This is a genomic window from Streptomyces sp. NPDC002130 (assembly GCF_040296465.1).
Classification (GTDB): domain Bacteria; phylum Actinomycetota; class Actinomycetes; order Streptomycetales; family Streptomycetaceae; genus Streptomyces.
In genome coordinates, this window is record NZ_JBEOXI010000234.1 from 1 (window position 1) to 12,645 (window position 12,645).

Annotated in this window: 12 protein-coding genes and 2 pseudogenes; 10 read left to right on the forward strand and 4 right to left on the reverse strand. The window is 69.7% G+C overall.

Annotated features, from left to right (window positions below; translation table 11 throughout):
* The 4 genes from ABT116_RS32630 to ABT116_RS32645 form a co-directional block, all read right to left on the reverse strand.
* The coding region (locus ABT116_RS32630; protein ID WP_351641172.1) for a hypothetical protein at positions 1-2,385 on the reverse strand (2,385 nt) is incomplete at its 3' end.
* Positions 2,382-3,026 carry a hypothetical protein gene (locus ABT116_RS32635; RefSeq protein ID WP_073513676.1) on the reverse strand — a complete coding sequence of 215 codons (645 nt, stop codon included), beginning with the start codon at positions 3,024-3,026 and terminating at the stop codon, positions 2,382-2,384. The genes ABT116_RS32635 and ABT116_RS32630, both read right to left, overlap by 4 nt.
* A gap of 19 nt (positions 3,027-3,045) precedes the next feature.
* Positions 3,046-3,708 carry an RNA polymerase sigma factor gene (locus ABT116_RS32640; protein ID WP_125053153.1) on the reverse strand — a complete coding sequence of 221 codons (663 nt, stop codon included), beginning with the start codon at positions 3,706-3,708 and terminating at the stop codon, positions 3,046-3,048.
* A 308-nt stretch (positions 3,709-4,016) separates the two neighbouring features.
* On the reverse strand, positions 4,017-4,400 hold the full coding sequence (locus tag ABT116_RS32645; RefSeq protein WP_073513678.1) for a hypothetical protein: 384 nt from the start codon (positions 4,398-4,400) through the stop codon (positions 4,017-4,019).
* A gap of 503 nt (positions 4,401-4,903) precedes the next feature.
* Between ABT116_RS32645 and ABT116_RS32650 the strand changes: the two are divergent.
* The 10 genes and pseudogenes from ABT116_RS32650 to yajC all read left to right on the forward strand — a co-directional run.
* Positions 4,904-5,269, forward strand: a pseudogene (locus tag ABT116_RS32650) (LpxL/LpxP family acyltransferase); the annotation flags it as partial.
* On the forward strand, positions 5,266-6,429 hold the full coding sequence (locus tag ABT116_RS32655; RefSeq protein WP_351641175.1) for a glycosyltransferase family 4 protein: 1,164 nt from the start codon (positions 5,266-5,268) through the stop codon (positions 6,427-6,429). The pseudogene ABT116_RS32650 and the gene ABT116_RS32655, both read left to right, overlap by 4 nt.
* A gap of 85 nt (positions 6,430-6,514) precedes the next feature.
* A complete protein-coding gene (locus ABT116_RS32660; RefSeq protein ID WP_351641176.1) occupies positions 6,515-7,057 on the forward strand; it encodes a LemA family protein in 543 nt (180 codons plus the stop codon).
* Between the two features lie 136 nt (positions 7,058-7,193).
* Positions 7,194-8,099 (forward strand): pyridoxal 5'-phosphate synthase lyase subunit PdxS, encoded by a 906-nt coding sequence (gene pdxS / locus ABT116_RS32665; RefSeq protein WP_031139038.1) that lies wholly within the window; start codon positions 7,194-7,196, stop codon positions 8,097-8,099.
* 13 nt (positions 8,100-8,112) lie between these two features.
* Positions 8,113-8,721 carry a pyridoxal 5'-phosphate synthase glutaminase subunit PdxT gene (gene pdxT, locus ABT116_RS32670; RefSeq protein ID WP_351641179.1) on the forward strand — a complete coding sequence of 203 codons (609 nt, stop codon included), beginning with the start codon at positions 8,113-8,115 and terminating at the stop codon, positions 8,719-8,721.
* Positions 8,722-8,769: 48 nt separating this feature from the next.
* Positions 8,770-9,522 carry a YebC/PmpR family DNA-binding transcriptional regulator gene (locus ABT116_RS32675; RefSeq protein WP_003988987.1) on the forward strand — a complete coding sequence of 251 codons (753 nt, stop codon included), beginning with the start codon at positions 8,770-8,772 and terminating at the stop codon, positions 9,520-9,522.
* Between the two features lie 131 nt (positions 9,523-9,653).
* Positions 9,654-10,193, forward strand: a complete 540-nt coding sequence (gene ruvC, locus ABT116_RS32680; protein ID WP_351641181.1) for a crossover junction endodeoxyribonuclease RuvC — start codon at positions 9,654-9,656, stop codon at positions 10,191-10,193.
* Positions 10,190-10,795 carry a Holliday junction branch migration protein RuvA gene (gene ruvA, locus ABT116_RS32685; RefSeq protein ID WP_351641183.1) on the forward strand — a complete coding sequence of 202 codons (606 nt, stop codon included), beginning with the start codon at positions 10,190-10,192 and terminating at the stop codon, positions 10,793-10,795. The genes ruvC and ruvA overlap by 4 nt, the downstream gene beginning before the upstream one ends.
* Positions 10,796-10,819: 24 nt before the next feature.
* The gene (gene ruvB, locus ABT116_RS32690; protein WP_351641185.1) at positions 10,820-11,890 is read left to right on the forward strand and encodes a Holliday junction branch migration DNA helicase RuvB; all 1,071 of its coding nucleotides are present in this window, start codon (positions 10,820-10,822) and stop codon (positions 11,888-11,890) included.
* Between the two features lie 196 nt (positions 11,891-12,086).
* Positions 12,087-12,551, forward strand: a pseudogene (yajC, locus tag ABT116_RS32695) (preprotein translocase subunit YajC); the annotation flags it as partial.
* Between the last annotated feature and the right edge of the window lie 94 nt (positions 12,552-12,645).

A 12,645-nucleotide genomic window follows, 5' to 3' on the forward strand; every position in this document is an offset into this window, starting at 1 on the left:
CGGGCGACGGAGGCCGCGCTGCTCCAGCTCGGGCATGGGGCGACGGCGGTGCGGGGGAGGGGTGTAGTTCTCCCGCCATTCGAACGTGTCGTCGTCGCCGGGATGCAGGTCGAGGGTCAGCCGGGCGACCTCGACTCGATCGGTGAACTGCTCCGTGGGCCTTCCGGAAATGGAGATGGTGACCCTTCGCAGTAACGGCACCCACTCACCGCCGGAGCCGACTGCGTCGGTACCGCGAGACAGCGGGAGGAGCTGGAGGACGGCGGTGGGGACGGCGGTCAGGCCACGGCGGTCAAGAACAGCGGTGGCGGTGGCGGTGTAGAGATGGGACGAGTCGGCCAGAGCCGACAGGGGGCCGAGGACCGATTCGGCGGCCTTGACTGCGGCGGCCCGATCGACGGCGATCTCGTTGGATCGGCCCCGCAGCCCTCGCCCGTTCTCCTTCCCTTTGGTGTCCTCGTCGGGGTTCGTGCCGCTCAAGTCGACGGTGGCAGAGCCGGCGTCCTGCACGGCCAGTGCCGCGGCCCGGATGTTGGTGTCGACGTCGCGGTTGCGGGCCAACTCGGCCAGAAGCAGGCCCACCCGGTCCCGCCGGACGGCTTCCATGATCAGGTCGGCCGCCTCGTGATCGCCCAGGGTGACAGCCAGATCAGCCGCGTCGGTGAACAAGGCGGCGAACTTTTCCGCGATCCGGCGGCGGTCGATGGTGGTGGCGATGGTGAGCATCAGTTCGGTGACGCACCCGATCCCGCGTAGAAGCCGTCGCAATCGTTCGGTCTGTTCATCCGGTGTGGTCTCGGCCACCGCGCGGGCAGCGGCCATCCACGCGGTCGCCTCCGATTCCGGGGCCAGGCTCACTCCCTCGATACGTAGCATCTCCGTGGCGGTGAGGGCTTCGGTCTCGACCCGCACCCAGTCGATGTCGATGCCTGTGGCGGCGGCGCGCCACCACCACTCCGCTGACAGGCCAAGGGTTTTCGCGTGGGCGACGTAACTCGTTCCTAGATCGAACTCGGCGAGCCGTTCGTCGAGGCGATGACGTACCTCGTCGCTGCCGGCCACCCCATGCCGGACTGCGGAGGTGAGCGCATTCTGGGCCGTTGCCCATTGGTAGGCATTGCGGCTCGCGGTCAGCAGGTCCGTGGTCAACTCGACGGTCGGGGCGTCACCCGACATCAAGGCCAACCGTGCTCGACCGTAGAGAAGCGAGCTGACACCATTTCCGGCGAAACCATCCCACGCCGCTTCCGCCACATCCAGGAGGCCTTCCGCGTAGGCCCTGATCTGTGGATCCACGGCGGTGTCACCCGATCGGACGTAGCCGGAGGTGATGGCCCAGGCAATGTTCCCCAGCCAGGTGATCGCGGCCTTCGAGTTGAGCTGACGGTAGTGCGCCACGCAACCCATCAATTCCTCGATCGACGGCTGCCCCTCGAACATTATCCCGAGATCGTCCTTCAGACGGTTCTGCAGCCGTTGATAGCGGAACTCCTGTGCTCGGCTGAAGTCCTGGAACAGGTCCGCGTTCGCGCTCGCCTGGGTATTGGCATGACGCCGGGCAGTCGAGGACTGCGGGTACTGCGCCGCCAGGTCCCTGGACTTCTTCTCCATCCGCAGTACGGCGTGCACGTCTCGACTGCGGCGGTGCAGATGCCCTTCCAACAGCCAGGTATAGGTGAAATTGGTTGGGTCGGCATCGGCGTATCGGCGGGCGTGTTCGCGGGCAATCTCGACCTGCCGCATCGAATGCTCGACGAGGCTGACGTCGCGGTACGCGTTGCAGAGCAACTCTGCGCGTTTGAATCCGATCTTCTCGACGAGGAAGTCACCCAGAAACGGTGCTTCGCGGAGGATTCGAGGTCGTACCTCGTCGCCGACGATCTGGCGGTCACCCGGCTGAATGTGTGTCAGGGCAGCGATGGCGTCGTGCGGCTGATTCACCCTGCGGAGGTATCGGGCGAGTTGGATTTCCACGATGGCCCGATCGACAGGGTCGCCGTGGTCGCCGAGTTCGGTGAGTGCATGCCGGCAGTTTTCGACAGCCTGGATGATTTCACCTCCGGGCGCGACAGCGGTGACCACCTTCTGCTGCGGGAATCGCAGGAGTTGCGTCCACGCCAGCGCCCGTCGCACGTGCGATCGCGCCGTGTGGGACACGGAGGTGAGGTCGAGCAGCAGTTGTGCGGCGGAGCGGACGATGCTCTTACTCGGGACGCCGGGCGGGAACCCGCCGACGCGACGTTCGTGGATCGACTCCGGGGACAGTGCCAGGGCCGCGGCGATGATCGCGGTCAGCAGGGATTCGGCGCGGTCGGGATCGGTGCCCGTGCGGGCCTGGTCGAGTACCTCCCCCCAGGTGGCGCCAGGCGCGGCGTCGATGCTCACGCGGGGCCGGCCAGCACCGAGAGGGTGAGCACCGGGTGGGTGGCTTCGATGCTCGCAGGCAGGATCGCCTTGCCGGACAGCTCGGCCAGACCCATCTGCGCGGCGGCCTCACCACGATCGACCTGGTACAGCGGAATCCGGATGCGGGCACCGTCGCCGTAGTCGATCACCGCGAGGAGCGTGATACCTGGGTCAGGGGTGCTGCGCAGCGGCAACGTCACGCTCACCGCGGTCCCGTCCGCCACCGGGGTATCGGATACAGTCAGCGACAGTGGGCCGACCGCGTCGACGCCGAGGATCGCGGTGACCAGGTCGGGGTCGGTCACCCGCACCTTCCATAGCCGGCCCTCGTCGGCGGTCGCGGCCGCGCGGGTCGAGGACACCAGTCCAAGTTCGGCGGTCCAGGTCGCCAGGACATCGGCGAGGGTGTCGTCGTCGATCCGGGCGTCCCCGATGGCCTCCTGTGCCTCGACGATCGCGCTGGCCCGGGTGAAAGCTCGCTCGGTCATCGCCAGCAGTTCCTCGTCGGAAGGCATCAGAGTGTGGTCGGGGTCGTCGGCGTGCAGCTCGGCGTCGATCAGCGCCAGCAACGCCTCGGCCTCGGCAGCCAGACGTCCGGGGTCGTTGTCGAAGTTCGTCATCGTTGTCTCTTCCTACTTTTTAGAGGGTGGGGGCGTCGGGTGCGGTCGACGGTCGATTCGGGGCCAGCTCAGCCAAGGCGGCCTGCAGTCGGGTCTTGAGCCACGAGCTGAGCTTCTTGACCTTTGACAGGCTCAATCCGGTAACGGCGGCGACCTGCTCGAGGGGCCGGAGGTCACCGTCGTCGAGGTCAAGCAGGGCCCACAGGTGGGGGCGCTGTTCAGCGTCGGGGTAGGAGTCGATCACGACTCCGATGTGGACACGGATCTCGGTGGAGAACACCACTCCCTCGGCGACGTCGCGGGTGACGTGGTCGGACGAGAGGTCGTCGAGGGCGATTTCGAAGCCGGTGTTGACCCCCAGAACAGCCTTCTGTGTCTGCCGCCGCCGATACAGGTCGATGTGCCGATTGGTCAGCACGCGCGTGAGGAAGGCCCGTCCGTTGACCGGTCGGGTGAAGGTGTATCCGATGAGCTTTACGTATGCGTCCTGGGCGAGGTCCTCGGCGTCGGCCCGGTTGCCGCGGGTCAGCTTGAGCGCGTGCGTCATCGCGAAGGCGAGGAGGTCCCTCTGCGGCTCTCCGACGAGTTCGATGTAGGCGCGGTCGATCTGCGAATGCTTCCCCGTCCGGGGAAGCACTCGGGGGAAACCTGACGTCGGGTCTGGCTGATGGGGGTCGTCCATGTATCCGCTCCTCCGTACGCCCACGCTGTTTCTGCGGGGTCTGTGTTCGATGTCGGTCGCTTGCGTGGTGTGTCAGTAGTGACGGATGAATTATGAACTCGGTTCGCCGTGTGCATGCCGATTCACCGGCACTGCCCCTGGCTCTCCAGGTATTGACGACTGATGCCACGTTCGGGTTCGCGACGGGGATGGTGCGTAAGAGCGGTTGCTGCGGTGTGCAGCACGGGCGGACCGGTGCACGGCCCGGGCCGGTCGCACCCCGCAACAGAGTGCGACCGGCCCCGGCGTCCGGGGGTCTTACTGCCGGGTCAGCACTTGTAGCCGGTGTAACCCTGGTTCTCCCAGGGGCGGACGGACATCAGAAACGCGGAGCACCAGCCGCGGTTGGCGTACTGGCGGGCGATCAGCTGGTGGCCCTTGGCCAGCGCGGTGTAGCTGACGTTGATCTGCCAGGGCAGGCCACCGGGGAGCTTCGGGGCGCGGCCGTTGCCCAAGTCTCGGGTCTCCTGCTTGTCGAGGTAGATGACGCAGCGGCCGTCACCGCAGCGGGGGGTCGCCGCCGAGGCGGTGCCGGTGGCGGCGAGGGTGGCGCCGAGTAGCACCGCGACGGCGATGGTGGCGAGGGTGATCCGCTTGACGATGGTGGCCCACAGGGTGGGTGCCGCGGTCTGTGCGGTGGCGGTGGTGGTCATGGTCTCTCCTGCCGGTGGGGCCTGCTGTTGGCGGGCCGTACATGCAGTGGTGACGAGTGACGGTGCCGTGCGGTTCGCGCAGCGGGAAGCCCACCGCCGTCATGAACACCGATCCGTGCGCATCCTGCGCTGAGCGACACCCGTTGCGCGCCTTGGTGCGATCTGTGTCAGAGGCTGCCTCCGGCAGCGGGAGTCCGTCGGCATCGCCTGACCGAGGTTCCCGCAGACGGATCACCCCGCGCGGTCCGCGAACCTCAATCGAACCCTCACTCGTCCTTTCCTGCATGGGCGACGAGGACGAACGGGGAGAACAGCGATGACCAAACGCAGCCGTGAATGGGACACCGTGATCAAGGCGATCGCTACCGCAGGGTGGTCGTACCGGCCTTGCAAGCACGGTCTCTACGTCTACCCGGCGGACCGCGCACTCCGCCCGGTCACCGTGGCCGGCACCCCGGGTGAGTTCCGGTCACTAGCTAACACCCGTGCGCTTGCGGGCCCCCCGCCGGCTGCGCGACGGCGGCCTGGTCTGCCTGGTCGCCGACCGCGACCTGTCCGCCTCCGGCGTCGAGGTGGACTTCTTCGGCGACACCGCCCGGATGCCGGCCGGACCCGCCCTGCTCGCCCAGCAGACCGGCGCCCTGCTGCTGCCCGTCACGCTCTGGTACGACGACTCGCCCGTGATGCGGGGCCGCGTCCACCCGCCCGTCGAGGTCCCCGAGACGGGCACCCGCGCCGAGAAGACGTCCGTCATGACACAGGCGCTGGCCGACGCCTTCGCCACGGGGATCGCCGACCATCCGGAGGACTGGCACATGCTGCAGCGCCTGTGGCTCGCGGACCTCGACCCCACGAAGGGGCGCCCGTGAGAATCGGTATCGTCTGCCCGTACTCCTGGGACGTACCGGGCGGCGTGCAGTTCCACATCCGTGACCTCGCCGAGTACTTCATCCGCCTCGGCCACGAGGTGTCCGTCCTGGCCCCGGCCGACGACGACACCCCGCTGCCGCCGTACGTGGTCTCGGCCGGACGCGCGGTGCCGGTGCCGTACAACGGGTCGGTGGCCCGGCTGAACTTCGGCTTCCTGAGCGCCGCCCGGGTGCGTCGCTGGCTGCACGACGGCGCGTTCGACGTGATCCACATCCACGAGCCGACCTCGCCGTCGCTGGGCCTGCTGACCTGCTGGGCAGCCCAGGGGCCGATCGTCGCCACGTTCCACACGTCCAACCCGCGCTCCCGCGCGATGATCGCCGCGTACTCGATCCTCCAGGCCGCCCTGGAGAAGATCAGCGCCCGCATCGCGGTGAGCGAGTACGCCCGCCGCACGCTGGTGGAGCACCTCGGCGGCGACGCGGTCGTCATCCCCAACGGCGTCGACGTCGACTTCTTCGCCGAGGCCGAGCCCAAGGCCGAGTGGCAGGGCGACACCATCGGTTTCATCGGGCGCATCGACGAGCCCCGCAAGGGACTCCCGGTGCTGATGAAGGCCCTGCCGAAGATCCTCGCCGCGCGCCCGCAGACCCGGCTGCTGGTCGCCGGGCGCGGTGACGAGGAGGAGGCCGTGGAGTCCCTGCCGGCCGAGCTGCGCTCGCGCGTCGAGTTCCTCGGCATGGTCAGCGACGAGGACAAGGCCCGCTTCCTGCGCAGCGTCGACCTGTACCTCGCGCCCAACACCGGCGGCGAGAGCTTCGGCATCATCCTCGTCGAGGCCATGTCCGCCGGAGCCCCCGTGCTCGCCTCCGACCTGGACGCCTTCGCCCAGGTCCTGGACCGCGGAGCGGCCGGCGAACTGTTCCCCAACGAGGACGCCGACGCCCTGGCCGACGCGGCCGTACGGCTCCTGGCCGACCCGGAGCGGCGGGCGGAGCTGCGTGCGCGGGGCAGTGCCCACGTACGGCGCTTCGACTGGTCGACCGTCGGCGCGGACATCCTGTCCGTCTACGAGACGGTCACGGCAGGAGCGGCGGCGGTGGCCGAGGACGAGCGGACGACCGGCCTGTGGGGGCGGCTGGGGTTCGCCCGGGACTGACGCCGGACCGGCACCGGGCCGGCGGCCGGCCACGGGCGGGGCGGGGTGAACGGCGAGACCGCGCGTGCCGCTAGCCTTGCCGCCCGTGACCACCACTCTCATCTGGATCGCCGTCGCCCTGGTCGCGATCGGGCTCTACCTGAGCTGGACCGCCGGCCGGCTAGACCGTCTCCACGCCCGGATCGACGCCGCCCGGGCCGCCCTGGACGCGCAGCTGCTGCGCCGGGCCTCGGTGGCGCAGGAACTGGCGACCTCGGGGGTCCTCGACCCGGCCGCCTCGATCGTGCTGTACGAGGCCGCACACGCCGCCCGGCAGGCCGAGGAGGACCAGCGGGAGGTCGCCGAGAGCGAACTGAGCCAGGCGCTGCGGGCCGTCTTCGGAGAGGCCCCGCAGGTGGAGGCGGTGCGGGAGGCGCCCGGGGGAGAGGAGGCGGCCGGGGAACTCACCGAGGCCGTCCGCAGGGTGCCGATGGCCCGGCGCTTCCACAACGACGCCGTACGCGCGGCCCGGGCCCTGCGCCGGCATCGCAAGGTGCGCTGGTTCCGCCTGGCCGGTCACGCGCCCTTCCCGATGGCCTTCGAAATGGACGACGAGCCTCCGGCGGCCCTGGTGGACCGGGCGGCCTGAGCCCCGTTCACCCGGCGTTTCCCGGCCGCCCGCCGCAAAAGGATCCACGGCGTTCGCATTGGCCCTTGCTGTGGCCTGGTTCTCTCACGTTTCCTCAGTGCTGCAGAAACCCCCTTTCCCCTCAGCGAGGTCACCCGTGTCCATCTCCGAAAACCAGGCTCCCGAGACCGGTACCGCCCGTGTGAAGCGCGGCATGGCCGAGCAGCTCAAGGGCGGCGTCATCATGGACGTCGTCACGCCGGAGCAGGCGAAGATCGCCGAGGACGCGGGCGCCGTCGCCGTCATGGCCCTGGAGCGGGTCCCGGCCGACATCCGCAAGGACGGCGGCGTGGCCCGCATGTCCGACCCGGACATGATCGAGGGCATCATCGAGGCCGTGTCGATCCCGGTCATGGCCAAGTCCCGCATCGGCCACTTCGTCGAGGCCCAGGTCCTGCAGTCCCTCGGGGTCGACTACATCGACGAGTCCGAGGTCCTCACCCCGGCCGACGAGGTCAACCACTCCGACAAGTGGGCCTTCACCACACCGTTCGTCTGTGGCGCCACCAACCTGGGCGAGGCCCTGCGCCGCATCGCCGAGGGCGCGGCCATGATCCGCTCCAAGGGCGAGGCCGGCACCGGCAACGTCGTCGAGGCCGTCCGCCACCTGCGCCAGATCAAGAACGAGATCGCCCGCCTGCGCGGCTACGACAACAACGAGCTGTACGCCGCCGCCAAGGAGCTGCGCGCCCCGTACGAGCTGGTCAAGGAAGTCTCCGAGCTCGGCAAGCTCCCCGTGGTGCTGTTCTCCGCCGGCGGTGTCGCCACCCCGGCCGACGCGGCCCTGATGCGTCAGCTCGGCGCCGAGGGCGTCTTCGTCGGCTCCGGCATCTTCAAGTCCGGCGACCCCGCCAAGCGCGCCGCCGCCATCGTGAAGGCCACCACCTTCTACGACGACCCGAAGATCATCGCGGACGCCTCCCGCAACCTGGGCGAGGCCATGGTCGGCATCAACTGCGACACCCTCCCCGAGGCCGAGCGCTACGCCAACCGCGGCTGGTAAGGCACAGGAATCCATGAGCGACACCCCCGTGATAGGCGTCCTGGCCCTCCAGGGTGACGTACGGGAGCACCTCGTCGCCCTGGCCGCGGCCGATGCCGTGGCCAGGCCGGTGCGGCGCCCCGAAGAGCTCGCCGAGGTGGACGGCCTCGTCCTCCCCGGCGGCGAGTCCACCACCATCTCCAAGCTGGCCGTCCTGTTCGGCCTGATGGAGCCCCTCCGCGCGCGTGTGCGGGACGGCATGCCCGTCTACGGCACCTGCGCCGGCATGATCCTGCTCGCCGACAAGATCCTCGACCCGCGCTCGGGCCAGGAGACCATCGGCGGCATCGACATGATCGTGCGCCGCAACGCCTTCGGACGGCAGAACGAGTCCTTCGAAGCGGCCGTCGGCGTCAAGGGCGTCGAGGGCGACCCGGTGGAGGGCGTCTTCATCCGAGCCCCCTGGGTGGAGTCCGTCGGAGCCCGCGCCGAGGTGCTCGCCGAGCACGACGGCCACATCGTCGCGGTCCGCCAGGGCTCCGCGCTGGCCACGTCGTTCCACCCGGAACTGACCGGCGACCACCGCGTCCACGCCCTGTTCGTCGACATGGTGCGGGGGAAGCGGACAGCCGAGTCCTTGTAGGATTCCTGCGTTCGTTGCTGAGATGGGTTACGCGAAGGAGACAGGCAGATGTCCGGCCACTCTAAATGGGCCACGACGAAGCACAAGAAAGCCGTCATCGATGCCAAGCGCGGCAAGCTCTTCGCGAAGCTGATCAAGAACATCGAGGTCGCGGCGCGGATGGGCGGCGTCGACCTCGAGGGCAACCCGACGCTCTACGACGCCGTCCAGAAGGCCAAGAAGCAGTCGGTCCCGAACAAGAACATCGACTCCGCGATCAAGCGTGGCGGCGGTCTCGAGGCCGGCGGCGCCGACTACGAGACGATCATGTACGAGGGCTACGGCCCGAACGGCGTGGCCGTGCTGATCGAGTGCCTCACCGACAACCGCAACCGCGCGGCCTCCGACGTCCGCGTCGCCATGACCCGCAACGGCGGCTCGATGGCCGACCCGGGCTCGGTGTCGTACATGTTCAGCCGCAAGGGCGTCGTCATCGTCCCCAAGGGCGAGCTGACCGAGGACGACGTCCTCACGGCCGTCCTGGACGCGGGCGCCGAGGAGGTCAACGACCTCGGTGAGTCCTTCGAGGTCATCAGCGAGGCCACCGACCTGGTCGCGGTCCGCACCGCCCTCCAGGACGCCGGCATCGACTACGACTCCGCCGACTCCAGCTTCGTGCCGTCCGTCCAGGTCGAGCTGGACGAGGAGGGCGCCAAGAAGATCTTCAAGCTGATCGACGCGCTCGAGGACAGCGACGACGTGCAGAACGTCTTCGCCAACTTCGACGTCAGCGACGAGGTCATGGAGAAGGTCGACGCGTAACGCCGCGAGAGCTGCACGGGCTCAACGGGCCGACGGGACACACCCGTCGGCCCGTCGCATTGTCAGCGGTACCCGATAACCTGCACGAACTGGGGGTACCGCCCAGCGGTAGCTGATCGAAGGAGGGGCGGGTGCGCGTACTCGGGGTGGACCCCGGACTGACGCGGTGTGGTGTGGGCGTCGTCGAGGGGGTCGCGGGCCGGCCGCTGACGATGCTGGGCGTCGGCGTCGTCCGCACGCCCGCCGACGCCGACCTCGGCCACCGTCTCGTGGCGGTCGAGCAGGGCATCGAGCAGTGGCTCGACGAGCACCGGCCGGAGTTCGTCGCCGTGGAACGCGTCTTCAGCCAGCACAACGTGCGTACGGTGATGGGCACCGCCCAGGCCAGCGCCGTCGCCATGCTCTGTGCCGCCCGCCGCGGGATCCCCGTGGCGCTGCACACCCCGAGCGAGGTCAAGGCGGCCGTCACGGGCAGCGGCCGGGCCGACAAGGCACAGGTGGGCGCCATGGTGACCCGCCTGCTCCGGCTCAGCGCCCCGCCCAAGCCCGCCGACGCGGCCGACGCCCTCGCCCTCGCCATCTGCCACATCTGGCGCGCCCCCGCGCAGAACCGACTCCAGCAGGCCGTCGCCCTGCACACCGCACAAGCACCGAAAGGCCGGACGGCATGATCGCCTTCGTCAGCGGCACAGTGGCCGCGCTCGCACCGGACACCGCGGTCGTCGAGGTCGGCGGCGTCGGCATGGCCGTCCAGTGCACGCCGAACACGCTGTCCACGCTCCGCATGGGCCAGCCCGCCAAGCTGCACACCTCCCTTGTCGTACGGGAGGACTCGCTGACCCTGTACGGCTTCGCGGACGACGACGAGCGGCAGGTCTTCGAGCTGCTGCAGACCGCGAGCGGCGTGGGACCGAGACTCGCCCAGGCGATGCTGGCCGTGCACACCCCGGACGCGCTGCGCCGGGCCGTCGCCACCGGCGACGAGAAGGCCCTCACCGCCGTCCCCGGCATCGGCAAGAAGGGCGCCCAGAAGCTGCTTCTGGAGCTGAAGGACCGGCTCGGCGCACCGGTCGGCGCACCCGCCGTCGGCGCACCGGTCAGCACCGGCTGGCGCGACCAGCTGCACGCGGCTCTGATCGGCCTCGGCTACGCGACCCGGGAGGCCGACGAGGCCGTCGCCGCCGTGACCCCGCAGGCCGAGGCCGTCGAGGGCACGCCCCAGGTGGGGCAGCTGCTGAAGGCGGCCCTGCAGACGCTGAACCGAGCCCGCTGATCCACGACCCTCTGAGGCACATCTATGAACTGGGACGACACGACCGACACCACCGCCGGCGAGCGGCTGGTGGACTCTGTCGCCGACCGTGAGGACCAGGCCGTCGAGGCAGCCCTGCGCCCCAAGGACCTGGACGAGTTCATCGGCCAGGAGAAGGTCCGCGAGCAGCTCGACCTCGTGCTGCGCGCGGCACGCGCGCGCGGGGCCACGGCCGACCACGTGCTGCTCTCCGGCGCCCCCGGCCTCGGCAAGACCACCCTGTCGATGATCATCGCGGCCGAGATGGGCGCCCCGATCCGCATCACCTCGGGCCCCGCCATCCAGCACGCCGGCGACCTCGCCGCGATCCTCTCCTCCCTCCAGGAGGGCGAGGTCCTCTTCCTCGACGAGATCCACCGCATGTCCCGGCCCGCCGAGGAGATGCTGTACATGGCCATGGAGGACTTCCGCGTCGACGTCATCGTCGGCAAAGGCCCCGGCGCCACGGCCATTCCCCTGGAGCTGCCCCCCTTCACCCTGGTCGGTGCCACCACCCGGGCCGGCCTGCTGCCGCCCCCGCTGCGCGACCGCTTCGGCTTCACCGCCCACATGGAGTTCTACGAACCGGCCGAACTGGAGCGGGTCATCCACCGCTCGGCCGGCCTCCTGGACGTCGAGGTCCAGCCGGAGGGCGCCGCCGAGATCGCCGGACGCTCGCGCGGCACGCCCCGTATCGCCAACCGCCTGCTGCGCCGCGTCCGCGACTATGCGCAGGTCAAGGCGGACGGGCTGATCACCAGGGACATCGCGGCGGCCGCCCTCGCGGTGTACGAGGTGGACGCGCGCGGCCTCGACCGCCTCGACCGGGGTGTGCTGGAAGCCCTGCTCAAGCTGTTCGGCGGCGGCCCGGTCGGCCTCTCCACGCTCGCTGTCGCGGTGGGTGAGGAACGTGAGACCGTGGAGGAGGTCGCCGAGCCCTTCCTCGTACGGGAGGGACTGCTGGCCCGCACCCCCCGCGGCCGGGTCGCCACGCCCGCCGCATGGGCGCATCTCGGCCTCACCCCGCCACGCTCCCAGACCACCGGAAACGGACAACAGGACCTGTTCGGGGCGTGACGGGACCGTCACGGCCCCGGGGCGGCGAGGTCGCGGCGAGGTCACTGGCCGGACCAGGAACCCCGGTGCCATGCTGAGCGTTGTTCCATGCGCGCGGACTCGCTTAGACTCCGCCGATGCCGCCTTTGACGGCGGCGTACACACCCCCAACCATCTGGCCGCTCACAGCGCGGTCGTGTGAAGGAAGTACCGACCCGTGAGTCTCCTGACCCTCCTCCCGTTCATCGTGCTCATCGGGGCCATGTTCCTGATGACCCGATCGGCAAAGAAGAAGCAGCAGCAGGCCGTGGACATGCGGAACCAAATGCAGCCCGGCAGCGGCATCCGCACCATCGGGGGCATGTACGCCACGGTCAAGGAGGTCAACGAGGACACCGTCCTCGTCGACGCCGGTCCCGGCGTCGAACTCCTCTTCGCCAAGAACGCCGTCGGCGCCGTCCTCACGGACGACGAGTACAACCGCATCGTCCACGGCGTCGAGCACGACCTGAAGTCCGACGCCGACATCGTCCCGGACGACGCCTCCTCCCTCACCGAGACCGGCGACTCCGCCGCCGACGCCCCCGCTGACGACAAGGCCGTCGACCTCGGCAAGAAGGACACGGCCGATGAGCCGGCCGACGAGGCGACCGAGGCGAAGACGGACGCAGAGCCGAAGAAGGTACCGCTCCGGGGACATCGCGACCAGCGCGGGCATCACGCTCACCGCGACCGCGAAGAGCACCCCCGCCACCAGGCCGGTGCCCGTCAGCACC

Bases quoted from the DNA above. Each gene is read 5' to 3' on its own strand.
- pdxT (WP_351641179.1), top strand. From the start codon at position 8,113: ATGAGCGACACCCCCGTGATAGGCGTCCTGGCCCTCCAGGGTGACGTA.
- ruvA (WP_351641183.1), top strand. From the start codon at position 10,190: ATGATCGCCTTCGTCAGCGGCACAGTGGCCGCGCTCGCACCGGACACC.
- ruvB (WP_351641185.1), top strand. From the start codon at position 10,820: ATGAACTGGGACGACACGACCGACACCACCGCCGGCGAGCGGCTGGTG.
- ABT116_RS32640 (WP_125053153.1), bottom strand. From the start codon at position 3,708: ATGGACGACCCCCATCAGCCAGACCCGACGTCAGGTTTCCCCCGAGTG.
- ABT116_RS32645 (WP_073513678.1), bottom strand. From the start codon at position 4,400: ATGACCACCACCGCCACCGCACAGACCGCGGCACCCACCCTGTGGGCC.
- ABT116_RS32635 (WP_073513676.1), bottom strand. From the start codon at position 3,026: ATGACGAACTTCGACAACGACCCCGGACGTCTGGCTGCCGAGGCCGAG.
- ABT116_RS32675 (WP_003988987.1), top strand. From the start codon at position 8,770: ATGTCCGGCCACTCTAAATGGGCCACGACGAAGCACAAGAAAGCCGTC.